The 26038-nt window shown below is 63.4% G+C and carries 17 protein-coding genes; 11 read left to right on the forward strand and 6 right to left on the reverse strand.

Going from position 1 to position 26038, the window contains the following annotated elements:
- The first annotated feature begins 89 nt into the window (after nt 1–89).
- The 3 genes from creB (at nt 90) to creD (ending at nt 3730) form a co-directional block, all read left to right on the forward strand.
- Nucleotides 90–770: a two-component system response regulator CreB gene (gene creB, locus FHW75_RS21940; protein WP_019096440.1), complete on the forward strand. Its 681-nt coding sequence runs from the start codon at nt 90–92 to the stop codon at nt 768–770.
- Nucleotides 770–2203 carry a two-component system sensor histidine kinase CreC gene (creC, locus tag FHW75_RS21945; protein ID WP_019096439.1) on the forward strand — a complete coding sequence of 478 codons (1434 nt, stop codon included), beginning with the start codon at nt 770–772 and terminating at the stop codon, nt 2201–2203. Before creB ends, creC begins: the two co-directional genes overlap by 1 nt.
- A gap of 198 nt (nt 2204–2401) precedes the next feature.
- Nucleotides 2402–3730, forward strand: coding sequence for a cell envelope integrity protein CreD (creD, locus tag FHW75_RS21950; RefSeq protein WP_025754057.1), 1329 nt, complete (start codon nt 2402–2404; stop codon nt 3728–3730).
- Between the two features lie 167 nt (nt 3731–3897).
- Here creD and FHW75_RS21955 read toward each other — a convergent pair whose 3' ends face one another.
- From FHW75_RS21955 to aceE, 5 genes are all read right to left on the reverse strand, one after another.
- Nucleotides 3898–4521, reverse strand: a complete 624-nt coding sequence (locus tag FHW75_RS21955) for a glutathione S-transferase (RefSeq protein WP_027610129.1) — start codon at nt 4519–4521, stop codon at nt 3898–3900.
- A gap of 3 nt (nt 4522–4524) precedes the next feature.
- Nucleotides 4525–5193, reverse strand: a complete 669-nt coding sequence (msrA, locus tag FHW75_RS21960; RefSeq protein WP_016714536.1) for a peptide-methionine (S)-S-oxide reductase MsrA — start codon at nt 5191–5193, stop codon at nt 4525–4527.
- Nucleotides 5194–5299: 106 nt separating this feature from the next.
- Nucleotides 5300–7990 carry a bifunctional diguanylate cyclase/phosphodiesterase gene (locus tag FHW75_RS21965; protein WP_025754055.1) on the reverse strand — a complete coding sequence of 897 codons (2691 nt, stop codon included), beginning with the start codon at nt 7988–7990 and terminating at the stop codon, nt 5300–5302.
- A gap of 316 nt (nt 7991–8306) precedes the next feature.
- On the reverse strand, nt 8307–9947 hold the full coding sequence (aceF, locus tag FHW75_RS21970) for a dihydrolipoyllysine-residue acetyltransferase (protein ID WP_027610127.1): 1641 nt from the start codon (nt 9945–9947) through the stop codon (nt 8307–8309).
- Nucleotides 9948–9960: 13 nt separating this feature from the next.
- Nucleotides 9961–12606, reverse strand: a complete 2646-nt coding sequence (aceE, locus tag FHW75_RS21975; RefSeq protein WP_019096920.1) for a pyruvate dehydrogenase (acetyl-transferring), homodimeric type — start codon at nt 12604–12606, stop codon at nt 9961–9963.
- 384 nt (nt 12607–12990) lie between these two features.
- On the opposite strand from aceE, the gene glnE reads away from it, so the two are divergent.
- The 8 genes from glnE to FHW75_RS22015 all read left to right on the forward strand — a co-directional run bounded on the left by glnE (nt 12991) and on the right by FHW75_RS22015 (nt 23026).
- Nucleotides 12991–15924 (forward strand): bifunctional [glutamate--ammonia ligase]-adenylyl-L-tyrosine phosphorylase/[glutamate--ammonia-ligase] adenylyltransferase, encoded by a 2934-nt coding sequence (gene glnE / locus FHW75_RS21980; RefSeq protein ID WP_025754053.1) that lies wholly within the window; start codon nt 12991–12993, stop codon nt 15922–15924.
- A gap of 141 nt (nt 15925–16065) precedes the next feature.
- Nucleotides 16066–17115, forward strand: a complete 1050-nt coding sequence (gene waaF, locus FHW75_RS21985; protein WP_016714541.1) for a lipopolysaccharide heptosyltransferase II — start codon at nt 16066–16068, stop codon at nt 17113–17115.
- Nucleotides 17116–18174 (forward strand): lipopolysaccharide heptosyltransferase I, encoded by a 1059-nt coding sequence (gene waaC, locus FHW75_RS21990; protein WP_016714542.1) that lies wholly within the window; start codon nt 17116–17118, stop codon nt 18172–18174.
- Nucleotides 18174–19298 (forward strand): glycosyltransferase family 4 protein, encoded by a 1125-nt coding sequence (locus tag FHW75_RS21995; RefSeq protein WP_183674563.1) that lies wholly within the window; start codon nt 18174–18176, stop codon nt 19296–19298. Before waaC ends, FHW75_RS21995 begins: the two co-directional genes overlap by 1 nt.
- On the forward strand, nt 19295–20101 hold the full coding sequence (gene rfaP, locus FHW75_RS22000; RefSeq protein ID WP_016714544.1) for a lipopolysaccharide core heptose(I) kinase RfaP: 807 nt from the start codon (nt 19295–19297) through the stop codon (nt 20099–20101). Before FHW75_RS21995 ends, rfaP begins: the two co-directional genes overlap by 4 nt.
- The gene (locus FHW75_RS22005) at nt 20101–20835 is read left to right on the forward strand and encodes a lipopolysaccharide kinase InaA family protein (protein WP_016714545.1); all 735 of its coding nucleotides are present in this window, start codon (nt 20101–20103) and stop codon (nt 20833–20835) included. The genes rfaP and FHW75_RS22005 overlap by 1 nt, the downstream gene beginning before the upstream one ends.
- The gene (locus FHW75_RS22010) at nt 20832–21584 is read left to right on the forward strand and encodes a lipopolysaccharide kinase InaA family protein (protein WP_019096918.1); all 753 of its coding nucleotides are present in this window, start codon (nt 20832–20834) and stop codon (nt 21582–21584) included. Before FHW75_RS22005 ends, FHW75_RS22010 begins: the two co-directional genes overlap by 4 nt.
- Nucleotides 21584–23026 carry a lipopolysaccharide kinase InaA family protein gene (locus FHW75_RS22015; protein WP_019096917.1) on the forward strand — a complete coding sequence of 481 codons (1443 nt, stop codon included), beginning with the start codon at nt 21584–21586 and terminating at the stop codon, nt 23024–23026. The genes FHW75_RS22010 and FHW75_RS22015 overlap by 1 nt, the downstream gene beginning before the upstream one ends.
- Here the strand turns inward: FHW75_RS22015 and FHW75_RS22020 are convergent.
- Nucleotides 22987–26016: a dermonecrotic toxin domain-containing protein gene (locus tag FHW75_RS22020; protein WP_027615924.1), complete on the reverse strand. Its 3030-nt coding sequence runs from the start codon at nt 26014–26016 to the stop codon at nt 22987–22989. The two genes, FHW75_RS22015 and FHW75_RS22020, sit on opposite strands and share 40 nt — an antisense overlap.
- Between the last annotated feature and the right edge of the window lie 22 nt (nt 26017–26038).

A 26038-nucleotide genomic window follows, 5' to 3' on the forward strand; every position in this document is an offset into this window, starting at 1 on the left:
AGGGCAGCACAGTACCTGTGGGAGCGGGCTTGCCCGCGAAGAGGCCAGTAAGCTAAAAGTGCAGTCTGCCCTCAACAAGGCCGGACGCCATGCCCCATATCCTCATCGTCGAAGACGAAGCCGCCATCGCCGACACCCTGGTCTACGCCCTTCAGGCCGATGGCCACAGTACTGAATGGGTGACCCTGGGCAGCGCCGCCCTCGACCAGCAACGCCAGCGCCCGGCCGACCTGATCATCCTCGACATCGGCCTGCCCGACATCAGTGGCTTCGAAACCTGCCGCCAGTTGCGCCGTTTCACCGAGGTGCCGGTGATGTTCCTCAGTGCCCGCGACGGTGAAATCGACCGGGTGGTAGGCCTGGAAATCGGTGCCGACGACTACGTGGTCAAACCCTTCAGCCCGCGCGAAGTGGCCGCACGGGTGCGCGCGATCCTCAAGCGCATGGCGCCCCGGGCAGAGCCTGCCACCGATACCGTGCTGTTCCAGCTCGACACCCTGCGCATGCAGATCACGTACCGTGGCCAGCCACTCACCCTGACCCGCCATGAGTTCCGTCTGCTGCAATCCCTGCTGGAACAACCGCAGCGGGTGTTCAGCCGCGAACAGTTGCTCGACGCCTTGGGCGTGGCCTCCGATGTGGGCTACGAGCGAACCATCGACAGCCATATCAAGAGCCTGCGCGCGAAGCTGCGCCAGGTAGCGGGCGACGCCGAGCCGATCCAGACCCACCGCGGCCTCGGCTACAGCTACAGCCCGGACCATGCCTGATGCGCCTGGGCATCCGGATTTTCCTGGTGTACTTCCTGTTCGTCGGGTTGGCGGGCTACTTTTTGCTTAATACCGTGCGCGAACAGATTCGCCCGGTGGTGCGCCAGTCGTCTGAAGAAACACTGGTAGACACCGCCAACCTGCTGGCCGAGATCCTGCGTGATGATGTCAAGGCCGGTACCCTGAACCAAAGCCATCTGCCCGAAGTGCTCAAGGCCTATGGCACGCGTAGCCCCGGCGCGCAAATCTGGGGCCTGGCCAAAACCCAGGTCAGCCACCGCATCTATGTCACCGATGCCAAGGGTATCGTGCTACTGGATTCCACCGGCGAGGCCCTGGGCAAGGACTATTCGCAGTGGAATGACGTGCTGAAGACCCTGCGTGGCGAGTACGGTGCCCGCTCCACCCGCAGCGATCCCAACGATGAAAGCACCTCGGTGATGCACGTGGCTGCACCGATCATGGATGAGAGCAAGATCATCGGCGTGGTCACCGTGGCCAAGCCCAACAGCTCGCTGCAACCGTACATCGACCGCTCCGAACAGCGTTTGCTTACCCTGGGCCTCGGGCTGATCGGGCTTGGCCTGCTGATCGGTGCAGCGTTGTCGTGGTGGTTGTCGCGCTCGTTGCGTCGGCTGGCTCGTTATGCGCAGGCTGTGAGCGAAGGCGAGCGTGCTGCGTTACCCCATTACAAGGGCGGCGAGCTGGCGCATTTGGCTCAGGCTGTGGAACGCATGCGCACGCAGCTGGAGGGCAAGGCCTATGTCGAGCGTTACGTGCATACCCTGACCCACGAGCTGAAAAGCCCGCTGGCGGCCATTCGCGGGGCGTCCGAGCTGTTGCAGGACGATATGCCGACCGACCAGCGCGCGCGGTTTGCCGGCAATATCGAGCGTGAGAGCGAACGCTTGCAGCAGATGGTCGAGCGTCTGCTCAACCTGGCCCGGGTCGAGCAGATGCAGGCGCTGGAAGACGAGCAGCAGGTGGCACTGGCGGCGCTGGTGGACGAGTTGTTGTTGGCCCATGCGGCGCGCATCGACGGGGCCAGTCTGCATGTGCGTCAGCGGGTGCCTGCCGGCTTGCGCTTGCTGTGTGATCCGTTCCTGATGCGCCAGGCGCTGGCCAACCTGCTCGACAACGCGTTGGACTTCACCCCGGAGGGAGGCGCGCTGTTGTTCGACCTGGAACGCGATGGCGAGCGGGTGGCGTTGAGCCTGTTCAACCAGGGGCAGGCGATACCGGCGTATGCCATCGGGCGGGTCAGCGAGCGGTTCTACTCGCTGCCGCGGCCAGGAAGTGGGCGCAAGAGCACCGGGCTGGGGCTGAACTTTGTGGCTGAAGTGATGCAGCTGCATGGTGGGGCGTTGGCGGTGGATAACGTCGATGGTGGCGTGCGGGTGAGGTTGTGGCTGCCGGTGCGGCGTATCAGCTGAGATAGCCGGGGCTGCTTTGCAGCCCATCGCCGGCAAGCCAGCTCCCACAGGTACAGCGCCAGGCTTGAAAGCTGTGGAGGCCTGTGGGAGCTGGCTTGCCGGCGATGAGGCCCTTGAAAGTACACACGATCTCCACACAACCTCCCTGAAGCCTCCACGCAAGACGCAGACACTGCGCCCACTGCCACAGGAGGCCCCATGACCAAGACCCTCGGTTACAAACTCGGCATGATCGCCGTGCTCATAGTGCTGTTGCTCATCCCGTTGCTGCTGATCAACGGCCTGATCGATGAGCGCCAGGCCCTGCGCGACGACGTACTGCGCGACATCGCGCAAAGTGCCAGCTTCGACCAGCAGCTCAGCGGCCCGCTGCTGGTGGTGCCGTATCGCAAGTACCAGCGCCGCTGGATCGAAAAGGATGGCGAGCGTACTCAGGAAACCAGCACTGTTGCCGGCCACCTGTACTTCCTGCCGGAAACCTTCGACGCCAACCTGGATGTGGACACCGAACTGCGTGCCCGAGGTATCTACCAGGCCCGCCTGTTCCACGCCAAAGGCCGCATCAGCGGCCGTTTCAAGCTCCCGGAGCGCTGGGGCATCGACAAGGACTTCGACGACTACCGCTTCGACAAGCCGTTCCTGGTGGTGGGCATCAGCGATATCCGCGGCATCGAGAACGGCCTGGAACTGAGCATGGATGAGCAAAAGGTGCCGTTCGAGGCCGGTACCCGGCTCGACTGGATGCGCGGCGGCGTGCATGCCAGCCTCCCAGCGCTGGACGGCCTGCAGGCGCGGGAATTCAGCTACGGCTTCGATCTGGCGCTGCAAGGCACTGGCCAGTTGCACATCGTGCCGGTGGGCCGCACCAGCAGCGTGGACATGCGCGCCAACTGGCCGCACCCAAGCTTCGTCGGCAGCTACCTGCCCAACCGCCGCGACATCGATGCCCAGGGCTTCAGCGCCCATTGGCAGACTTCGTTCTTTGCCACCAACCTTGAAGACGCCCTGCGCCAATGCGCCATTGCCGGGCAGTGCGCCGACTTCAGTGAACGCAGCTTCGGCGTGAGCTTTGTCGACCCGGTGGACCAGTACCTGAAAAGCGAACGGGCGATTAAATACGCGCTGTTGTTCATTGCGCTGACCTTTGCCGGCTTCTTCCTGTTCGAAGTGCTGAAAAACCTGAGCGTACACCCGGTGCAGTACATCCTGGTGGGCGTGGCGCTGGCGTTCTTCTACCTATTGTTGCTGTCGTTGTCAGAACACATCGGGTTTGGCCTGGCGTATGGGTTGTCGGCTTCGGCGTGCGTGCTGCTGATCGGCTTCTACCTGAGCCATGTGTTGCGCAGCCTGGGGCGAGGGGTTGGGTTCGCGGCAGGGTTGGCAGCCTTGTATGCGCTGCTCTACGGGCTGCTGAGCGCCGAGGATTATGCGCTGCTGATGGGCTCGCTGCTGTGCTTTGGCTTGCTGGGGGTGTTCATGGTGCTGACCCGGCGGCTGGACTGGGCGCGGGTGGGGAGGGCGGCATGAGGGAGGACAGAGAGATTGGGCGGTGGCTGGCCCAGCGGATCGGTCAGCTGTTTCCTGTTGTACCTAGGTGAGGCATTCGCGGGCGTGCCCGCTCCCACAGGTACGGCGCACATCTTGAAATTGGCGCCATACCCTGTGGGAGCGGGCGTGCCCGCGAAGAGGCCCTGTCAGGCCACTGGAGAGGTAGCCACCATCGACGGTCGCTTGGCCACCTCGGCATACCACGCCGCCAACCCAGGCTGGCGCTCACGCCAGCCAAACTCCGGCTGACGCAAATCCAGATACCCCAGCGCACAGGCCACGCCAATTGCCGCCAGATCGAACCCGGACATCAGCTCGGGCAAATGCTCCTGCTCCAGGTTGGCCAGGCTACGGCGGATCTTGTCGCCCTGCGCCTGCAACCAACCGTCCCAGCGCTTGTCCTCGGGCCGCAGGAAGCTTTCATAACGCGACGACACCGCCGCATCCATGATCGCATCGGCCTGCGACACCAGCGTCATGCGCCGCCAGCGCGCCGAGCCCTCTCGCGGCAACAGCGGCAGGCCGACGTGTTGCAGGTCGAGGTACTCGCAGATCACCCGGCTGTCGTGCAGCACGGTGCCGTCTTCCAGGCGCAGGGCCGGGATCTTGCCGATCGGGTTGTCCTGGTTGAGCTGTGGGTCGCCGCTCACCGGGCTGATGTTCACCGGCTGCAGGGTGACGCGGTCAAGCTGGCCGGTCTCGTGCAGCACCACCATGACCTTGCGCACGAAGGGCGACAGCGGCGAATGGAACAGGGTCATCGTGGCCATGGTTCAGTTGCCCTGCAAGCTGGGCGGCAGGCATACACCGGTGCCGCCGATGCCGCAGTAGCCGTCCGGATTCTTGGCCAGGTACTGCTGGTGATAGGCCTCGGCGAAGTACACGGTCGGCGCCTGGTCGATCTCGGTGGTGATTTCACCAAAGCCTGCCTTGTTCAGTTCGACCTGGAAGGCGTCACGGCTGGCCTTGGCCTGTTCCAGCTGTTCCGGGCTGGTGCAGTAGATGGCCGAGCGGTACTGGGTGCCGACGTCATTGCCCTGGCGCATACCCTGGGTGGGGTTGTGCAACTCCCAGAACATCGCCAGCAGTTCGCGGTAGCTGACTTTGTCCTTGTCGAACACCACCAGCACCACCTCGGTGTGGCCGGTAAGGCCCGAGCAGACTTCTTCGTAGGTAGGGTTTGGGGTGAAACCGCCGGCGTAGCCGACCACAGTGCTGACCACGCCCTCGCGCTGCCAGAAGCGGCGCTCGGCGCCCCAGAAGCAACCCAGGCCGAAGATGGCGAAGTCGATGGCGCCTTCGAAGAACGGGCCGAGCAGCGGGGTGCCTTCGAACACGTAGTGGAACTCGGGCAGGGTCATTGGCGTTTCGCGGCCAGGCAGCGCCTGTTCCGCAGTTGGCATGACGTTTTTGTTCACCAGGATTTCCGAACGCAGGACCATGGCCGTTCCTCTGTGTTTTTTCAGTTGGATAGGTGTTGAAGCATTCGCGGGCATGCCCGCGAAGAGGCCCGAATGACTTCTATAGTGCCCGAGGTTTACGCCGCTGTCAGGCCACCGGGCCACGCGGGTAGCGCTTCAGCCGCTCAGCCAGCTCCCGTCCCGGAATCGGCCGGTCGAACAGGTAACCCTGGCCCACGTCGCAACGGTGGCGGCGCAGAAACGCCAGCTGCTCCGGCGTCTCGATTCCTTCAGCCACTACCTTCAGCTTGAGGTTGTGCGCCATGGCCACCACCGCCGAGGTAATTTCCATGTCGTCCTGGTTGTCGGGGATCTCATTGATGAAGCTGCGGTCGATCTTGAGAATGTCGATCGGAAACTTCTTCAGGTAGCTGAGCGAGGAGTAACCGGTGCCGAAATCGTCCATGGCCAGGGTCAGCCCCAGGGCCTTCAGCTCGTCCAGCTGGCGGTGGGTGTCTTCGGTGGCTTCCAGCAGTAGGCCTTCGGTCAGCTCCAGCTCCAGCAGGTGCGGGGGCAGGGCTTCTTCCTTGAGGATGGTGCTGATAGAGGCTACCAGGTCGGGGTCGGAAAACTGCTTGGGCGACAGGTTGATCGCTACGTGCAGGTTACCCAAGCCGGCCTCGCGCAGTTGCTGGCTCATGCTGCATGACTGGCGGATCACCCATTTGCCAATGGGAATGATCAGGCCGGTTTCTTCTGCCACGCTGATGAACTGGTCCGGGCGGATCATGCCGCGCTCGGGGTGGTTCCAGCGCAACAGCGCTTCCAGCCCCAACAGGCGGCCGCTGCGCAGGCAGATCTTGGGCTGGTAGAACACTTCCAGCTCGTTCTGGGTAAGGGCACGGCGCAGGTTGTTCTCGACGAACAGTTTGTAGCTGGCTTCGGCATTGAGCACTTCGGTAAACACCTGCACCTGATGCTTGCCGTTGGCCTTGGCCTTGTGCAACGCCAGGCCGGCGTTTTTCATCAGGCTGGCCGGGTCAGCGCCGTGCAGCGGCGCGTAGGCCAGGCCCACCGAGGCCGTGACGTTGATCAACTGGTTGTCGACGAACATCGGCTTGTCGAGGGTGCGCAGCAATTGCTGGGCAACGCCTTGGCCATCTTCCAGGCTGGTGTCGTCAAGCAATACCGCGAACTCGTTACTGGCAAAGCGCGCCAGGATACCGCCGGTGTGCAAGCTGTTGCGCAGGCGGCGGGCCAGGCTGATCAGCAGCTTGTCACCGGTCTGGTGGCCAAGGCTGTCGTTGATGCGCTTGAAGTTGTCGATGTCCACCAGCAGCAGGCACATCGCGCTTTCGCCATCGCGGGCAAAGCACTCGTCCAGGCTGCGGATGAACGCCGGGCGGTTGCCCAGGTTGGTCAGGTTGTCGGTGTAGGCCAGTCGCTCGATGCGCTGCTGGGCCAGCTTGGTCTGGGTGACGTCTTCGTAGATGCCGATGTAGTGGGTCAGCTCACGGTTATCGCCGTACACCTTGGAAATCGACAACTGGCCCCAGTAGGGCTCCAGGTTCTTGCGCCGGCTCTTGAACTCGCCCTGCCAGCTGTTGCCCATGGCCAGGCTCGACGGCGAGTCGAACAGCAATTCGCTGAGGTTCTCCAATGCCGGCAGCTCACCCAGGTGACGGCCTTGCACTTCATCGGTGCTGTATTGGGTGATTGCAGTGAAACTCGGGTTGACGTACTCCACCCGGCCATCGCGGTTCACCAGCAAAAAGGCGCTGGCGCTTTGCTCGACGGCACGCTGGAACAGGTGCAATGCGCTGGCCGCAGTGCGCCGGTTGTGGTTGGTGATGACTTGGGCGAACTGGTCGGCCAGCTCACCTGCAAAGGCAATCTCGTCCGACTGCCAGGCCCGTGGCTGGCCGGTCTGCTCCAGGCACAGCACGCCGACTACCTGGCCATCGACACGGATACTGGCGTCGAGCATGGCCTTGTTTTCCGGGCGCAAGCTTTGCGCCAGGGCGCGGGTGCGTGGGTCGTGGCCGGCGTTGTGGGCGTCGATGGCGCGGCTGGCGTGCAGCGCGTCAAGGTAGTCGGGGAAGTGGCTGGCATCGATGGCTTCGGGCTGGCGATGCTCTTGTGCGACGCGGTACCAGGCGGTGATCGGTTCCAGACGCTGGTCGTCCAGGTGCCAGATGCTGGCGCTGTCGACCTTGTAGATTTCGCAGGCGCTGCGGGTAATCAGCTGGGCAGCTTCCAGCAGCGAGTTACCGGCACTGTAGCGCTGGCGGGCCAAGCGCAGGATCAGGTCCTGCTGGCCGCGCACGCGCTCCAGGTGTTCCAGCTGCTCTTGCTGGGCGCGCTGGTTCAGTTGCAGGGCCAGCTGCAGGCGGTTGTTGCGTGATTCCAGGTCGTTGGCGTCGGCTTCGCCGGTATCGTCCTGCAGGTCATCGAGCACGCTCAGGTAGCCGCGCAACAGCTGGCGGTTATGCTGCTTGTAGGCTTCACCCACCTCCAGCAGGCGCAGCGAGGCGCTGGGCGTGTGCAGGGTGTAGCGCACGCGGTAGTAGCCGCGCTGGGCCAGTTGCAGTTGGACCTCATCGTGCAGCCGGTAGCGTGCTTCCGGTTCCATCAGGCTGGCGTAGGGTGCATCTACCAAGGCACACAGGTCGCCGGCGTGCAGGCCGAACTGGCGCTCGCAGGCCGGGTCCAGGTAGAGCATGGCCCAGGTGGCTTCGTTGAGCCGTTCGAAACGCAGCATGCCGAGCCGCGAGGGCACGGGTAACGGCGTGACGACCTCGGCCGCCACACGGCTGGCGGCATCGGGTTGGCTTTTCATCGAAGACTCGCTTGAAGAGGGAACGCGGCCTTGCGGCGGCGGCAGATTCGGCAAGGTTGCATCATGTCCCGAGGGCTGGCAAGCGGCCATGCGTGATGCTGTGTACGGGTTATCGGCTGTTGGGCCGGAAATGTTAGTTCGCCTTGAGAATTTTGGCGCCTGGGAAACCGAGCGCCGCCCGCGCGGCGCTCGATCTCCCCGGCGCCACAACCCTATCGGCGGACAAAAAAAAGCCCCGCCAATCGACGGGGTTGAGGTACGAGCGTGGCAGCTCGAAAAGGGTACTGCCCCTCGCAAGGAGGGGCAGCGGGCTGCCTTACAGCAGCATGGTGCGGATATCGCCCAGCACGTCGCCCAGGCGCTTGGTGAAGCGCGCGGCGGCTGCGCCGTTGATCACACGGTGATCGTAGGACAGCGACAGTGGCAGCATCAGCTTCGGCTGGAAGGCCTTGCCATCCCACACTGGCTGCATGGTCGCCTTGGAGACGCCCAGGATAGCCACTTCCGGCGCGTTGACGATCGGCGTGAAGCCGGTGCCGCCAATGTGGCCGAGGCTGGAGATGGTGAAGCAGGCGCCTTGCATCTCGTCGGCCGACAGCTTCTTGGTGCGGGCTTTTTCGGCCAGCGCAGCCGCTTCGGCAGCCAGTTGCAGCAGGCTCTTCTGGTCGACGTTCTTGATCACAGGGACCAGCAGGCCGTCTGGAGTGTCCACGGCGAAGCCGATGTGCACGTACTTCTTGCGGATGATGGCCTTGCCGCTTGGCGCCAGCGAGCTGTTGAAGTCTGGCAGTTCCTTGAGCAGGAAAGCACAGGCCTTGAGCAGCAGTGGCAGCACGGTCAGCTTCACGCCGGCCTTCTCGGCCACGGCCTTCTGCGCAACGCGGAAGGCTTCCAGCTCGGTGATGTCGGCAGAGTCGAACTGGGTCACGTGCGGCACGTTCAGCCAGCTGCGGTGCAGGTTGGCAGCACCGACCTGCATCAGGCGGGTCAGGGCCACTTCTTCCACTTCACCGAACTTGCTGAAGTCCACGGCAGGGATCGGCGGGATGCCGGCGCCGCCGGTTGCACCGGCAGCGGCCGGAGCTTCCTTGGCCTTCTGCATCATCGCTTTGACGTAAACCTGCACGTCTTCTTTCAGAATGCGGCCGTGCGGACCGGTGGCGGCAACAGCGCCCAGGTCGACACCGAATTCACGGGCCAGCTGACGAACGGCGGGGCCTGCGTGAACCTTGGCGTTGCTGCCAGCGGCCGGTGCGGTAGCAGCCGGTGCTGGGGCAGCAGCCGGGGCGGCAGCGGCGGGTGCGGCTGCCGGAGCAGCCTCAGCCTTGGCTGGCGCCGGGGCAGCAGCAGGGGCCGGAGCGGCAGCCGGGGCTGCGCCAGCGACCTTCAGCTTGAAGATCAGGTCGCCAGTGCCGACTTCGTCTTCCAGCTTGCACAGCACTTCTTCGACCACGCCAGCAGCTGGCGACGGGATTTCCATGGAGGCCTTGTCGGACTCCAGGGTAATCAGCGACTGGTCGGCTTCGACAGTGTCGCCGACCTTGACCAGCACTTCGATGATCTTGGCCTTGCCCGACGAGCCGATGTCCGGCACGTGGATGTCCTGCACGCTGGCGGCAGCCGGGGCTGCGGCTGGCGCAGGGGCGGCTTCGGCAGCAGGCGCCGGGGCAGCAGCCGGGGCCGGAGCAGCAGCGGCCGGAGCCTCAGGGGCCGCAGCAGCGGCGCCCTCGGCTTCCAGAACCAGCAGCTCGTCGCCTTCTTTCAGGCGGTCGCCCAGCTTTACTTTCAGTTCTTTGATGACACCGGCCTTGGGGGCCGGGATTTCCATGGAGGCCTTGTCGGACTCCAGGGTCAGCAGGCTCTGGTCAGCCTCGATACGGTCACCGACCTTGACGAACAGCTCGATGATTTCACCTTCACCGCTGCCGATGTCAGGTACGCGAATGAGTTCGCTCACTTAAAAATACTCCTCAGCAGTCCAGTGGGTTGCGCTTGTCCGGGTCGATACCGAACTTGACGATAGCGTCTGCAACAACCTTGGGTTCGATCTCGCCACGGTCAGCCAGGGCTTCCAGGGCAGCCAGCACCACGAAGTGGCGGTCGACTTCGAAGAAGTGACGCAGCTTCTTGCGGCTGTCGCTGCGACCGTAACCGTCGGTACCCAGGACCTTGAACTCTTTGCTCGGAACCCACTGGCGAATCTGCTCGGCGAACAGTTTCATGTAGTCGGTAGAGGCGATGACCGGGCCTTTGCGGCCGTTCAGGCACTGCTCGACATAGGTCTGCTGTGGCTTCTGGCCAGGCTTCAGGCGGTTGGCGCGTTCTACGGCCAGGCCGTCGCGGCGCAGTTCGTTGAAGCTGGTGACGCTCCACACGTCGGCACCGACGTTGAACTCTTCACGCAGGATTTTCGCCGCTTCGCGGACTTCGCGCAGGATGGTGCCGGAGCCCATCAGCTGTACGTGGTGCGCGGCTTCGCGGGTGTCTTCTTCCAGCAGGTACATGCCCTTGATGATGCCTTCCTCGACACCGGCCGGCATGGCTGGCTGCTGGTAGGATTCGTTCATCACGGTGATGTAGTAGAAGATGTCCTGTTGCTCTTCGGTCATCTTCTTCATGCCGTCCTGGATGATCACCGCCAGCTCGTAGCCGTAGGTTGGATCGTAGGTGCGGCAGTTCGGGATGGTGCCCGCCATCATGTGGCTGTGACCGTCTTCGTGCTGCAGGCCTTCACCGTTCAGGGTGGTACGGCCGGCGGTACCGCCGATCAGGAAGCCACGGGTGCGGCTGTCGCCAGCGGCCCAGGCCAGGTCGCCAATGCGCTGGAAGCCGAACATCGAGTAGAAGATGTAGAACGGCAGCATCGGCTGGTTGTGGCAGCTGTACGAGGTACCGGCAGCGATGAACGACGACATGGCGCCGGCTTCGTTGATGCCTTCTTCGAGGATCTGGCCCTTCTTGTCCTCGCGGTAGAACATCACCTGGTCTTTATCGACTGGCTCGTAGAGCTGGCCGACCGACGAGTAGATGCCCAGCTGGCGGAACATGCCTTCCATACCGAAGGTACGGGCTTCGTCCGGGATGATCGGGACGATGCGCTGACCGATTTCCTTGTCCTTGACCAGCTGCGCCAGAATGCGCACGAAGGCCATGGTGGTGGAGATTTCGCGGTCGCCCGAGCCGTCCAGGATCGCTTTCAGCGTTTCCAGTGGCGGGGTCGGTACGCTGAAGCTCTTGGCGCGGCGCTGTGGCACGAAACCGCCCAGGGCAGCACGGCGCTCGGCCAGGTACTTGGCTTCGGCAGAACCTTCTTCCGGCTTGAAGAACGGCAGGTTCTCCAGGTCGGCATCCTTGACCGGGATGTCGAAGCGGTCACGGAAGTGACGCAGGCTGTCGACGTCGACCTTCTTGGTGTTGTGCGCGGTGTTCTTGGCTTCGCCGGCACCGGTACCGTAACCCTTGATGGTCTTGGCCAGGATGACGGTCGGCTGGTCTTTGTGGTTGACCGCCTGGTGGTACGCCGCGTAGACCTTGTACGGGTCGTGGCCGCCACGGTTGAGCTTCCAGATCTCGTCGTCGGACAGGTCTTCGACCATGGCCTTGAGCTCTGGGGTGTTGAAGAAGTTCTCACGAACGTACGCGCCGTCTTTGGCTTTGTAGTTCTGGTACTCGCCGTCGATGACTTCGTCCATGCGGCGCTGCAGGGCACCGTTGGTGTCCTTGGCGAACAATGGGTCCCAGAAACGGCCCCAGACAACCTTGTTGACGTTCCAGCCACCGCCACGGAACACGCCTTCGAGTTCCTGGATGATCTTGCCGTTGCCGCGAACCGGGCCGTCGAGGCGCTGCAGGTTGCAGTTGATGACGAAAATCAGGTTGTCCAGCTTCTCGCGGCCGGCCAGGGCGATTGCGCCCAGGGATTCCGGCTCGTCGCACTCGCCGTCGCCCATGAAGCACCAGACTTTCTGCTTGCCGGCCGGGATGTAGCCGCGCGCTTCCAGGTACTTCATGAAGCGTGCCTGGTAGATGGCCTGGATCGGGCCCAGACCCATCGATACGGTCGGGAACTGCCAGAAGTCAGGCATCAGCCATGGGTGCGGGTACGAAGACAGGCCGTTGCCGTCCACTTCCTGACGGAAGTTGTTCATCTGGTCTTCGGTGATGCGGCCTTCCATGAAGGCGCGGGCGTAGATGCCTGGGGAGGCGTGGCCCTGGAAGAAGATCAGGTCGCCGCCGTGTTCTTCGGTCGGGGCCTGGAAGAAGTAGTTGAAGCCGATGTCGTACAGGGTGGCACTGGAGGCGAAGCTGGAGATGTGTCCGCCCAGGTCCGAGTCTTTCAGGTTGGTGCGCATGACCATGGCCAAGGCGTTCCAACGCACCATCGAGCGAATGCGGCGTTCCATGAACAGGTCGCCAGGCATGCGTGCTTCGTGGGTGACAGGGATGGTGTTGCGGTATGGCGTGGTGATCGCATACGGCAGCTGGGAGCCACTACGGGTGGCCAGCTCGCCCATACGGGTCATCAGGTAATGAGCGCGGTCTTCGCCTTCTTTGTCGAGGACCGACTCCAGGGCATCCAGCCATTCCTGGGTTTCGATTGGATCGAGGTCTTGCATGGCTTGCTCCAGGGCGGAAAGGCAACCAGAATCGATTGCCTGAAGTTGCGACTGGCCTTATGGGCAGACGTCGTGAATTCTTGGATTACCGGGGGTGTCTTCCGGCGCGTTGTAGTTTTACTACATTTGCTTTCGCATTTCATGCTTTTACACGACGCGAGTAGTAGTAAAACTACATTTGTGCGACGTTTGGTCGCACCTTGGCTTGTGAGGAAAAACGTTCATGTTGGTTGGCATTGTGTCGCGAACGGGTGGTTCTTGATGTTTGTTGCCAAGTTTTCGTTTTTTTCAGCTATTTCCAACTTTTGTACGACAGTCCAACCGTGGTCCGGCTTCCCCTTGGCCGCTTTTTCCCCTCTATTTCACGCCGATCAAGGATAGACCATGCGCCTGCCTTTGCCGTCCGATCTGCCCGCCATCCTTCAGCCACTGGTCGCTCGCAACCAGCAATTCCTCAGCGATGCGCTAGCGGCTCACCCTGAGCTCGACCTGAATGCCTGGAGCCCGCTGCACCGGCAGCAATTCGACCAGGTGGCCGCAGCCAGCGATTTTGTCCTGGGCCTGGCCCAGCGCGAGCCGGCCATGCTGTTCGGCCTGCTGACCAGTGGCGAACTGGAGCGTCGTTATGCGCCGGGTGAGCTGCGCGGGCACATCGCGGCGGTCGCCCAGGCGGCGCAAAGCGATGATGAGCTGGCGCGCAACCTGCGCCGCGAGCGCAACCGCCAGCAGTTGCGCATCATTTGGCGCGACATCACCCGTCAGGCGGAACTGAGTGAAACCTGCCGCGACCTGTCGGACCTGGCCGATGCCGCCATCGACGAAGCCTACCAATGGCTGTACCCGCGCCATTGCCAGCAGTTCGGCACGCCCATCGGCAACCGCAGCGGCCAGCCGCAGCACATGGTGGTGCTGGGCATGGGCAAGCTGGGGGCGGTGGAGCTGAACCTGTCGTCGGACATCGACCTGATCTTCGGCTTCCCCGAAGGCGGCGAAACCGAAGGGGTGAAGCGTTCGCTGGAAAACCAGGAGTTCTTCACCCGCCTGGGCCAACGGCTGATCAAGGCGTTGGACCCGGTTACCGTCGATGGTTTCGTGTTCCGCGTCGACATGCGCCTGCGCCCCTATGGTTCGGCCGGCGCACTGGTGCTCAGCTTCAATGCCCTGGAGCAGTACTACCAGGACCAGGGTCGCGACTGGGAGCGCTACGCGATGATCAAGGCGCGGGTGGTGGCGGGTGACCAGGCTGCCGGCGCACAACTGCAGGAGATGCTGCGCCCGTTCGTGTACCGCCGTTACCTGGACTTTTCCGCGATCGAAGCGCTGCGCACCATGAAGCAGTTGATTCAGCAGGAAGTGCGGCGCAAGGGCATGGCCGACAACATCAAGCTGGGTGCCGGTGGTATCCGCGAGGTTGAGTTCATCGCCCAGGCTTTCCAGCTGATCCACGGCGGGCGCGACCTGAGCTTGCAGCAACGGCCGTTGCTCAAGGTGCTGGCCACCCTCGAAGGCCAGGGTTACCTGCCGCCGGCGGTGGTCGCCGAGCTGCGCGAAGGTTATGAGTTCTTGCGTTATACCGAGCATGCCATCCAGGCCATCGCCGACCGCCAGACGCAAATGTTGCCAGAGGGCGAGACCGACCAGGCGCGGGTGGCCTACATGCTCGGTTTTGCCGACTGGCAGAGCTTCCACGACCAGTTGACCTATTGGCGTGGCCGTATCGACTGGCACTTCCGTCAGGTGATCGCCGACCCGGATGATGAAGACGGTGAAGGCGAACTGGTGGTGGGTGGCGAATGGTCGCCGCTGTGGGAACAGGCGCAGGATGAAGAAGCCGCTGGCCGGCAGCTGGAAGAGGCTGGCTTCAAAGAGCCTGTCGAAGCCTTGCGGCGTTTGGCGGGGCTGCGCTCAAGCCCGCAGTTGCGGTCGATGCAGCGCATTGGCCGTGAGCGGCTGGATGCCTTTATTCCGCGCCTGCTGGCCCAGGCGGTCGAGCACGATAATCCCGACTTGGTGCTGGAGCGTGTGCTGCCACTGGTCGAAGCCGTGGCGCGGCGTTCGGCTTACCTGGTGCTGCTGACCGAAAACCCGGGTGCCCTGCGCCGTCTGCTGACCTTGTGCGCCGCCAGCCCGTGGATTGCCGAGCAGATTGCGCTGTACCCGTTGCTGCTCGACGAACTGCTTAACGAAGGCCGCCTGTTCAGCCCGCCCCTGGCTCCCGAGCTGGCCAGCGAGTTGCGCGAACGCCTGACGCGCATCCCCGAGGATGACCTGGAGCAGCAGATGGAGGCGCTGCGCCACTTCAAGCTGGCCCACAGCCTGCGTGTGGCCGCGTCGGAAATCAGTGGCAACCTGCCGTTGATGAAAGTCAGCGACTACCTGACCTGGCTGGCCGAAGCCATCCTCGACCAGGTACTGGCCCTGGCCTGGCGCCAGACCGTGGCCCGCCATGGCCAGCCCAAGCGCAGCGACGGCAGCCTCTGCGATCCGGGATTCATCATCATTGGTTATGGCAAGGTCGGCGGCCTGGAGCTGGGGCACGGCTCTGATCTGGACCTGGTGTTCATCCACGACGGCGACCCGCAAGAGGAAACCGACGGTGCCAAGCCCATCGACAGTGCGCAGTTCTTCACCCGGCTGGGCCAGCGCATCATCCACCTGCTGACCACCCAGACCAACTCGGGCCAGCTGTATGACGTGGACATGCGCCTGCGTCCGTCCGGCGCCTCCGGCCTGCTGGTGAGTTCGCTGGGCGCCTTCGAGCGCTACCAGCAGAACGAAGCCTGGACCTGGGAGCATCAGGCCTTGGTGCGGGCCCGCGTGCTGGTGGGCTGCAAGCAGGTTGGCGCGGCGTTCGAAGGCGTGCGTGCCAAGGTGCTGGGCCAGGCCCGCGACTTGGAAAAACTGCGCACCGAAGTGAGTGAAATGCGCGCCAAGATGCGTGACAACCTGGGGACCAAGGCCACGGCTGCGGGTACTGCGGCTAACGCGTTCGAGGCCGGTGTGCCCTTCGATATCAAGCAGGATGCCGGCGGTATCGTCGATATCGAATTTATGGTGCAATACGCGGCTTTGGCCTGGTCCCATGACCACCCGGCCATACTCCGATGGACCGATAACATCCGCATTCTGGAAGAACTGGAGCAGGCGAGTTTGATGCCGGCCAGTGACGCGGTGCTGTTGCGTGAAGTGTACAAGGCGTTCCGCTCAGCCTCGCACCGCCAGGCCCTGCAGAAGCAGGCCGGGGTGATCGACGCGGCGCAGTTTGCCGATGAACGCCGTCAAGTGCGGCGGATCTGGGGGGAACTGGGTTTGACCTGACGGCCCACCGTCCCCACAGGGGCTGTGATCAGCCATGGACTTGCCTGAGTGGTACACTGTCCGCCACATAGCCTGAATATAAAGAGGGGAGGCCAGGCTGTACCGCAGTCTGTAGCCTCCCCGAGCGTTTCTGGACTAAGCATGAGAATACTGATCATTGGCCCCAGCTGGGTCGGCGACATGGTGATGGCGCAGACCCTGTTCCAGTGCCTGAAACAGCAGCACCCCGACTGCGTGATCGACGTGTTGGCCCCCGAGTGGAGCCGGCCGATCCTGGAGCGCATGCCCGAGGTGCGCCAGGCCTTGAGCTTCCCGCTCGGTCACGGCGCGCTGGAGCTGGCCACGCGCCGGCGCATCGGCAAGTCCCTGGCCGGCCAGTACGACCAGGCCATCCTGCTGCCCAACTCGCTGAAGTCGGCACTGGTTCCGTTCTTCGCCGGTATCCCCAAACGCACCGGCTGGCGGGGCGAAATGCGCTTTGGCCTGCTGAACGATGTGCGCAAGCTGGACAAGGCCCGCTACCCGCTGATGATCGAGCGCTTCATGGCTTTGGCCTACGCGCCTGGTGCCGAGCTGCCGCAGCCGTACCCGCGCCCCAGCCTGCAGATCGAAGCGCAAAGCCGCGACGCCGCACTGGCCAAGTTCGGCCTGGAGCTGGACCGCCCGGTACTGGCGCTGTGCCCTGGTGCCGAGTTTGGTGAGGCCAAGCGCTGGCCGTCCGAGCATTACGCTGCCGTGGCCGACGCGATGATCCGTCAGGGCTGGCAGGTGTGGCTGTTCGGCTCGAAGAAAGACCACCCGGTCGGTGAGCAGATCCGTGACCGGTTGATCCCGGGTTTCCGTGAAGAGTCTTCCAACCTGGCCGGCGAAACCTCGCTGGCCGAGGCCATCGACCTGATGTCTTGCGCCCATGCCGTGGTGTCCAACGACTCCGGCCTGATGCACGTGGCCGCCGCGCTGAACCGCCCACTGGTGGCCGTATACGGCTCGACGTCGCCCGGATTCACCCCGCCGCTGGCCGACCAGGTGGAAGTGGTGCGCACCGGCATCGAGTGCAGCCCGTGTTTCGACCGTACCTGCCGCTTCGGTCACTACAACTGCCTGCGTCTGCTGGAGCCGGGCAAAGTCATTGCCGCCCTGCACAGCCTGAGCGGGCCGGACCTGATCGATACCGTGGCCGAGGTCGACTAAGTGCGGGTACTGATCATCAAGACCTCGTCGCTGGGTGATGTGATCCACACCTTGCCGGCGCTTACCGATGCCGCCCATGCCATCCCGGGCATCCGTTTCGACTGGGTGGTGGAAGAAGGCTTTGCCGAAATCCCCAGCTGGCACCCGGCGGTCGACCAGGTTATCCCGGTGGCCATCCGCCGCTGGCGCAAGAACCTCTGGCAAACCCTCAAGAGTGGCGAGTGGAAGGCGTTCAAGCAGCGTGTGCGCGAACGCCAATACGACCTGGTGATCGACGCCCAGGGCCTGGTGAAGTCGGCCTGGCTGACCCGCTACGTGAAGGCCCCCGTCGCCGGCCTGGACCGCTACTCGGCCCGCGAAGGCTGGGCCAGCCGCTTCTATGACCGGCGTCTGTCGGTTGCCACCGGCCAGCATGCGGTGGAGCGGGTACGCCAGTTGTTCGCCATGGCCTTGGCCTACGACTTGCCGGAAGGCATCGGCAACTACGGCCTGGACCTGGACCGCCTGCAGCTGCCGCCGGCTGCGCCCTATGTAGTGTTCCTGCATGGCACCACCTGGGCAACCAAGCATTGGCCTGAAGCTTATTGGCGCGAACTGGCCGAGCGCATGGGCCGGCGCAAGCTGGAAGTACGTCTGCCTTGGGGTAACCCGGCCGAGAAGGCGCGCGCCGAGCGCATCGCCCAGGGCTTGAACAACTGCCAGGTACTCCCCAAATTGAACCTTGCCGGCGTTGCCCGCGTGCTGGCAGCGGCTAAAGCCTGCGTGGCGGTCGATACTGGCCTTGGCCACCTGGCCGCAGCACTCGATGTACCCACCATTTCGCTGTTCGGCCCGACCAACCCGGGCCTGACTGGTGCCTACGGACGGACCCAGATTCACCAGGCCAGTGACTGGCCTTGCGCTCCCTGCCTGCAGAAGAAGTGCACCTACAAACCGAGCGCCGATGACCTGCGCCGATTCGATCTGAAACGCGAGTGGCCGCTGTGCTTCACTCGCCTGAATCCCGAGCATGTGGCGGGCCGCTTGAGCGCGTTGCTGCTGGCTGAGGATGTCCGTTGATGCAACTGGCTTTCGTGCTTTACAAATATTTCCCCTTCGGCGGGCTGCAGCGCGACTTCATGCGCATTGCCCTGGAATGCCAGAAGCGGGGCCACCAGATCCGTGTATACACGCTGATCTGGGAAGGTGACATTCCCCCGGGCTTTGAAGTGCTGGTGGCGCCGGTGAAGGCGATTTTCAACCACCGCCGTAACGAGAAGCTCAGCGCCTGGATGGCCGCCGACCTGGCCAAGCGCCCGGTCGACCGCCTGATCGGCTTCAACAAGATGCCGGGGTTGGACGTGTACTACGCCGCCGACGGTTGCTTCGAAGACAAGGCGCAGACCCTGCGTGGCGGCCTGTACCGCCGCTGGGGCCGTTACCGGCACTTTGCCGAGTACGAGCGTGCGGTATTCGCCAAGGACGCGCACACCGATGTGCTGATGATTTCCGAAGTGCAGCAGCCGCTGTTCATCAAGCACTACGGCACCCCGGTGGAACGCTTCCATCTGCTGCCGCCAGGCATTTCCCAAGACCGCCGTGCGCCGGCCAATGCCGCTGAAATTCGCGCCGAGTTCCGCAAGGAATTCAACCTGGGCGATGACGACCTGCTGCTGGTGCAGATTGGCTCGGGCTTCAAGACCAAGGGTGTGGACCGCAGCCTCAAGGCGCTGGCCGCACTGCCTTCGGCCCTGCGCAAACGCACTAGGCTGATGGTGATCGGCCAGGACGACCCCAAGGTGTTCCACCTGCAAAGCGCCACCCTGGGCCTGGGCGACCAGGTGCAGTTCCTCAAGGGCCGCAGCGACATCCCGCGCTTCCTGCTGGGTGCCGATTTGCTGATTCACCCGGCCTACAATGAGAACACCGGTACGGTGCTGCTCGAAGCGCTGGTGGCCGGCCTGCCGGTGCTGGTGTCCAAGGTGTGCGGTTACGCCCACTACATTGCCGAGGCCGACTGCGGCCTGGTGCTGGACGAGCCGTTCGAACAGGTCCAGCTCAATGGCTACCTGCAACGCATGCTCGAAGACTCGCAGGCCCGCGCCAGTTGGTCGCGCAACGGCCTGGCGTTCGCTGAAACCGCTGATCTGTACAGCATGCCGCAGCATGCTGCCGACGTGATCCTGGGGCAGAAAACCGCATGAAGCTGATAGTGGCCGAGCCCTTCAAACGCCTGTGGGCCGGGCGAGATGCCTTCGACGCCGTCGAGGCGCTGCAAGGCGAGGTCTATCGCGAACTGGAAGGGCGCCGCACGCTGCGTACCGAGGTGGAGGGCGAAGGGTTTTTCGTCAAGATCCACCGCGGCATCGGCTGGGGCGAGATCTTCAAGAACCTGTTCACCGCCAAGCTGCCGGTGCTCGGTGCCGGCCAGGAATGGCAGGCCATCCAGCGCCTGCACGAGGTGGGCGTGCCGACCATGACCGCCGTCGCCTATGGCGAGCGCGGCAGCAACCCGGCTACGCAGCACTCGTTCATCATCACCGAGGAACTGGCGCCGACTATCAGCCTGGAAGATTTCAGCATCGACTGGGTCAAGCAGCCGCCCGCGCCACGCCTGAAGCGCGCGCTGATCGCCGAAGTGGCGAAGATGACCGGTGGCATGCACCGCGCCGGGGTCAACCACCGCGACTGCTACATCTGCCACTTCCTGCTGCACACCGACCGCCCGGTGACGGCGGATGACTTCAAACTGTCGGTTATCGACCTGCACCGTGCCCAGACCCGAGCGAAAATCAGCCGCCGCTGGCGCGACAAGGACCTGGCCGCGCTGTACTTCTCGGCGCTGGACATCGGCCTGACCCAGCGCGACAAACTGCGCTTTTTGCGGGGTTACTTCCAGCGCCCACTGCGGCAAATCCTGAAGGACGAAGCCCGTTTGCTCGCCTGGCTGGACCGCAAGGCGCAGAAACTCTATGACCGCAAGCAACGCTATGGGGATGCACTCTGATGGCGGGTTGGACACTGGCGCCAGGCTATGAACACCTGGCGGCGGACTTCGGCAGCCTCGATGCGGTATTTGCCCTCCAGGGCGAGCGCCTGACCCGCGACCCGCTCAGCGAGGTGGTGCGCATCGAGCGTGACGGGGTCAACTACTACGTCAAACGCTACACTGGGGCCGGCAAGCACATGCGCCGCTACTTGGGCCGACCACGCATCAAGGCCGAATGGCAGAACCTCAAGCAGTTCGCCAAGTGGGGTATTCCCACTGCCGAAGTGGTGGCGTGGGGGCTTGAGCGCAATGGCCTGGCTTTTGGCCGTGGGGCGATGATCACCCGCGAGCTGCCGCGCACCGAAGACCTGTCGGCGCTGGCTGAACGCAACGATGCACGCTTGGCCGACCGGGCCTGGGTCGATCACCTCAGCCGCCAGCTGGCGCGCCATACCCGGGTGATGCACGAGCACCGCTTTGCCCATAACGACCTGAAGTGGCGCAACCTGCTGGTCGATGACCAAGGCACGCTATTCTTCATCGACTGCCCTACCGGCGACTTCTGGCGCGGCTTCATGTGGCGGCACCGGATGATCAAGGACCTGGCCTGCCTGGACAAAGTGGCCAAATACCACCTGTCGGCCACCCAGCGCCTGCGCTTCTACCTGCAATACCGTGGCCGCGACCGGCTGAATGTGCGTGACAAGAAGCGCATTCGCCAGGTGCTGGGCTTTTTCGAGGGAAGGGAATGACCGATTACCTGGCCAGCGCGGACCTCGCGCTGCTCAAACGCCATGGCCTGGACGACTTCGAGGCGCTGTGGGCGCTGCAACTGGATGCCGTGGACGAACCCAACACGGGCCGTGGCGGCTGGAGCAGCGTGTTCCGCCTGGAACTCGAAGGCAAGGGCTACTACCTCAAGCGCCAGAGCGACTACCTGACCCGCACCCTGCACCGACCGTTCGGCGAGCCGACCTTCGCGCGAGAATTTCGCAACATCAGCCGCTACCAGAAGCTGCACATTCCGGCCTTGCAGGCGGTGTTCTATGGTGAGCGCAAGCAAGGCGGCAAACACCGGGCCATCCTGATGACCCGTGCCCTGGACGAATGGGCCGACCTCGACAGCCTGCTGGCCCAATGGCCGCAGCTAGGCGATGGCGAACGCACCGGCATCCTGCAGGCGTGTGGCCAGCTGGCGCGCACCCTGCACAGCGCCGGCCAGGTGCATGGCTGCTTCTACCCCAAGCACATCTTCCTGCGCCAACGCCGCGATGGCTGGGACGCGCAACTGATCGACCTGGAAAAGACCCGGCCTTTGCTGTTCGGCATGCGCGACCGCCTCAAGGACCTGGAGCCGCTGCTGCGCCGCGCCCGGGCCTGGAGCGAGGCCGATGTGCGCACGCTGCTGGCGACCTACCTGGCGCAGCCGGCTGACAGCACACTGGTCGACACCTGGCGGCAACGCCTGACGCAACGCCGTCGTGAAAAAGAGGCCCGCTGATGCGTTTGTCTGAACTGAAGGACGCCGGGCGAAGCCCGTCGTTACCCCTGAGTATCACCCTGGCCGACGCAGCCGGCAGCGCCGACCTACAACTGCTCAGCCTGTTGCGCGTGCTGCCGGGCCAGCGCTATGTGGGCGCTGGCGTCTGGCGCGGTACCCCGGTGCTGGCCAAGTTGCTGGTAGGCGGTAGCGCCGCCCGGCATTTCCAGCGTGAGCTACAAGGCGTGAAGCTGCTGGCCGAACAGGGGCTGACCACGCCGAAGCTGCTGGCTGACGGCCTCAAGGAAGGCGAGGGTGGCTGGCTGCTGTTCGAATTCCTCGACGGCGCCGAAAGCCTCGCCGATGCCTGGGCTGCGGTGGAAAACCTGCCGGTGCTATCTGACGAGCAACACCTGGTGCTGGGCGAAGCGCTAACGGCTGTCGCGCAGATGCACGCTAAGGGCCTGTGGCAGGAAGACCTGCACCTGGACAACTTGCTGCGCCACGGCGGTAAGCTGTACCTGATCGATGGCGCTGGCATCAAGGCCGAAACGCCTGGCCAGCAGCTGTCGCGCCCACGCGTGCTGGAAAACCTCGGCGTGTTCTTCGCCCAGCTACCCAAGCGCCTGGAGCCGTTCATCGAAGAACTGCTGGTGCATTACCTGCTGGCCAATGCCGAACATGCACTGCCGATGGAGGCCTTGCAGAAGCAGGTGGACAAGGTGCGCAACTGGCGCCAGAAGGATTACCTGGAAAAGGCCGGCCGCGAGTGCAGCCTGTTCAGCGTCGAGCGCACCCTGTCGGGCTTGCAGGCGATTCGCCGCAGCGAGGTCGATGCCATGCAACCTGTGCTGGCGCAGGCTGATGCGTTGATCGACCAGGGCCACCTGTACAAGACCGGAGGTGCTGCCAGCGTGGCGCGGATCGAGGTCAATGGCCGCCAGCTGGTGCTCAAGCGCTACAACATCAAGAACACGGCGCACTGGTTCAAGCGCTTCTGGCGCCCGAGCCGTGCCTGGCATTCGTGGATCGAAGGCCACCGCCTGGAATTTCTCGACATCGCCACACCCAAGCCGCTGGCGGTGCTGGAACAGCGGGTGATGGGCCTGCGCAGCCGCGCCTACCTGGTCACCGAGTATGTCGATGGCCCGGACCTGACGGCCTGCTTCGCGCCCTATGTGGAGAGCGGCGAGGCCCCCGAGGAACAGGTGGATGCCCTGGTGCACGTGATGCAGCAGCTGATTCGCGAACGCATCAGCCATGGCGACTTCAAGGGCCATAACCTGTTCTGGGACAACGGCCAGTGGTCATTGATCGACCTGGATGCCATGTGCCAGCACGCCACCCAGCTCAGCTTCGCCCCGGCCTACGCCCGGGACCGGGCGCGGCTGTTACGCAACTGGCCGAGTGGCAGCGCTTTGCATCAGCGGCTGGACCGGCTGCTGCCCAAGCTGGCCGAATAGCCCGAGGGTAACGCCAGCCAGTCGCTGCCGCGGCCGGTCTGGCGAACCCGGATGCGCCATTCACCCTCCTGGTGGCGCAGCACCGCCCAGGCAGGCACGACACCAGACAAGCCAGCGGGCAACACCAGGTGATAGTGGCCAGGCAGCAGGTGGCGGCGTACTGGCAACTGATGGTTATGCAGTTGCAGGTACTGTGTGCTGTCGTGGTTGAACAGGTGTTCGTCTTCAATCGCTACGGTGCCCTTGAGCGGTGTTGCTAGCCGGCACTGTTCGAGCAGTTGCGTGATGTCTGGCAAACCGTCATGCCAGCGTACGGGAGAGTCCACTACCCAGTTGCCATCCTGACTGCGCTTGATCGGCAGTTTCAGGTACGCATAAGGCTGGTCGGGATCGGTGGCTCGCCAACGGGTGCCGTCAAAACTGACATTGAAGTAGCGGCCCAGGTTATCCCGCACGAAGTACTGGGTCAGCCCGGGGCTGGCCGACAGTTGTTCATAGACGGCCTCACCATGTACCGAGTCGATCCGGTAGCGCAACCTGGCAAGGTCCGGCGCGGTTTCGTAGTGTTTAGGTAGCGGTATCGGCGGCGGTTTGGGCAGCCCCCGCAAAGCACGGCGCATCAAGCTGGAACCTGCCATATCGTTCAGCCCGGCGGTGGCATGGCCGAGAGCAGCCACGGCATGGTGCAAGGCGCCCGCATGGTCGTCGTGGTCGAACGCTTCGAAGCCATCCCATATGGAAATCGCCATACGGCCAAATGCCAAGGCGACCAAAGTCCGTTGCGGCAGTACGAAGGTGACAATGTCCAGCACCAGCCGCAGCACATTGACCGAGAACTCCCCTAGCAGCTCCTGATTGCTGCGGGTGACGGAGTCGGTGTGCGCGATCAGATTTCTGACCTCGGCCCGGTAGAGTGCCTGATACAGATCGCCAGTGATGGTTTGCCGTGTAATGGATGCACCACCTACCCGCCCCTTGAGCAACCGCGCCTTGAGCTTTTTGCTGCTGGCCTGCGGCAGGCGCTGGACCAGGTAGTCCTGCAACCTCAGGTCACCGCGAATAGCCCGGATCAACGCTTTGATGTCGCGGTACTCACGCCAATAGCGCCTGTCCGGGACGTCAGGGCAATGAACGACGATTCGATTCGAGTTCTCTGGCGAGACGAGCAGCAAAACCCCCATCAATGTATCGCCGTGTACGAGCAGTTGCTGAACGATCACCTGTTGCTCGTTGTAATGTGGGCGTGCATGGCTGTCGGGGTTGCGGATGAGCGTACTGGCCCAGCCATACCCCTGCGCGAAAGTGTCGGCGAGAAAATGGCCTACATAGCGCGCTTTTACCGCTTCGGCATTCAGGCGGGCGCGGTAGACCTGTGTGTATGCCGCCTGGCGCCATCGGCCCTCTGGCGAGTCGAGCAATTGCGTGTGCAGGTAAGCCTTGTAACCGCTGCCGGCATTCAGGCGCCGTACGATCTGTTTTACCCGCAATGGCGTGAGCGCGGGCAAGGGTTGATCACCGTGAAGATAGACCCGGGCAGTCAGCCAGTAGTCCACATCGAACCAGCTGATGTTCAGCAGCGCCAGTTCGTCGAGGCGGTAGGTGTGATTCACCAGTTCGACGGTACCGCCCACCTGTTGTCGGCTGACCACCGGAATGTAGCCCACTGTGCTGCCCAGCGGGAGAGGGTTCACGATCGGCCCTACCTGGCGGGCAAGGGTGACGCTGATGGTGATATCACGCGGATCGCAGTCCAGGCCCGGGTCACGTTGCAGGTACTCGCGCAGGCGCACGTTTACCCACTGCAGCAGCGAATGCTGCTGGCTGAACTGTTCCAAAGTCAGAATGCCAGGCGCACTGGCCGCTTCGATGGCCATCACCTGTTCTTGCATGGCCTGCATGATGTGAGCGACACCTTGCTGCGATGCGGTGCGCAGCCAATTGGGCATGTGCTTCTCCAGCAGCAGGCCGTAGCGGTTGGCCAGTGGGCCACGGCTACCGACGGCTCTGCGTATGTCGAGTGCTGGGGCAAGCGCGTTGTCCAGCTGCTCGATATCACGCTGCTTGCCTTGCTTCCATGCAAGTTGCCAGGCATGGCTCAAGTGCCTTGATTGGGCGTCACGCAAGGTAGAGGCCAGGTAGCCGGCCACGTCCTCGGTATACCAGTCATAACGTAAACGCGCCGCGCAACGCGCGCTTTGCTGGTCAGCAGGGGTAATCATGAGCTTGAGCAGGTGCTCGCTCTGCTGCGGATCTTCCAGGCGCTCGCATACCTCCTTGTGGAGATCGTTCAGGTTGTCGAAGGCTTCGATGCCGTGAGCGATACTGCACAATAGTGCTCGGCCAACCGGTTCAGGGTGCTCAAGCGTACGTCCTTCAGCCCCCTGCTCGGTAATCACCAGAAAACCCGGCACATGGCTGCGCCAGTTGGGGTCAGTGCTGGTTAGCAACAGGCGGTAGACCTGAGGGCGTGCGGTGACGGGCAAGTGCCGCCGCTGCCAAGGTTGTGGCAGTTCCAGGCATGTCCTGAGCAGTTGGGCATGCGCTGCAGACAGGGTCTGATCGGTAGTGCGCAAGCGAATTTCCGCATCCAGCTGGTCGCGGAACAACACTGCCAGGCTGACAGCACGCGTCAGCCCTTTGCTGTTGCGCTCCAGCCAGTACGCTGCCTGGCGCGCATGCAGTTGCTGACGAATGGTTTGGCAGAAGCTGCCGATACGGCTGCTGAAATCGGGAGGTAGGCTAAGTGCCGGGTAGTCGACATGCCTGATGCGGCTACCCGCAGGCAGACGAAAAGTGCCACCGTCGAACAGATGGAATCCCACCAGTTGCAATAGGTGATGCGTACCGAAAAACAGCGTGCGCGCACTGATGGAGAGGCCCGGGAACAGTTGGGCAAGCGTCAGATCAAGGCTGTGCTCGACGCCATGAATGGGGGGTAGCAGTGCATCAAGCTGGTTATCCAGCGTGTGAAAATGCGGCTGGGTGGTCATGGTCCGGCTCCTGTTGCGAAGG

The sequence above is a fragment of the Pseudomonas sp. OG7 genome (genome assembly GCF_014192825.1).
Classification (GTDB): Bacteria; Pseudomonadota; Gammaproteobacteria; order Pseudomonadales; family Pseudomonadaceae; genus Aquipseudomonas; species Aquipseudomonas monteilii.

Coding starts and splice junctions, on each gene's coding strand:
- creB (WP_019096440.1), top strand. CDS start 90: ATGCCCCATATCCTCATCGTCGAAGACGAAGCCGCCATCGCCGACACC.
- creC (WP_019096439.1), top strand. CDS start 770: ATGCGCCTGGGCATCCGGATTTTCCTGGTGTACTTCCTGTTCGTCGGG.
- creD (WP_025754057.1), top strand. CDS start 2,402: ATGACCAAGACCCTCGGTTACAAACTCGGCATGATCGCCGTGCTCATA.
- FHW75_RS21955 (WP_027610129.1), bottom strand. CDS start 4,521: ATGGCCACGATGACCCTGTTCCATTCGCCGCTGTCGCCCTTCGTGCGC.
- msrA (WP_016714536.1), bottom strand. CDS start 5,193: ATGGTCCTGCGTTCGGAAATCCTGGTGAACAAAAACGTCATGCCAACT.
- FHW75_RS21965 (WP_025754055.1), bottom strand. CDS start 7,990: ATGAAAAGCCAACCCGATGCCGCCAGCCGTGTGGCGGCCGAGGTCGTC.
- aceE (WP_019096920.1), bottom strand. CDS start 12,606: ATGCAAGACCTCGATCCAATCGAAACCCAGGAATGGCTGGATGCCCTG.
- glnE (WP_025754053.1), top strand. CDS start 12,991: ATGCGCCTGCCTTTGCCGTCCGATCTGCCCGCCATCCTTCAGCCACTG.
- waaF (WP_016714541.1), top strand. CDS start 16,066: ATGAGAATACTGATCATTGGCCCCAGCTGGGTCGGCGACATGGTGATG.
- FHW75_RS21995 (WP_183674563.1), top strand. CDS start 18,174: ATGCAACTGGCTTTCGTGCTTTACAAATATTTCCCCTTCGGCGGGCTG.
- rfaP (WP_016714544.1), top strand. CDS start 19,295: ATGAAGCTGATAGTGGCCGAGCCCTTCAAACGCCTGTGGGCCGGGCGA.
- FHW75_RS22005 (WP_016714545.1), top strand. CDS start 20,101: ATGGCGGGTTGGACACTGGCGCCAGGCTATGAACACCTGGCGGCGGAC.
- FHW75_RS22010 (WP_019096918.1), top strand. CDS start 20,832: ATGACCGATTACCTGGCCAGCGCGGACCTCGCGCTGCTCAAACGCCAT.
- FHW75_RS22015 (WP_019096917.1), top strand. CDS start 21,584: ATGCGTTTGTCTGAACTGAAGGACGCCGGGCGAAGCCCGTCGTTACCC.
- FHW75_RS22020 (WP_027615924.1), bottom strand. CDS start 26,016: ATGACCACCCAGCCGCATTTTCACACGCTGGATAACCAGCTTGATGCA.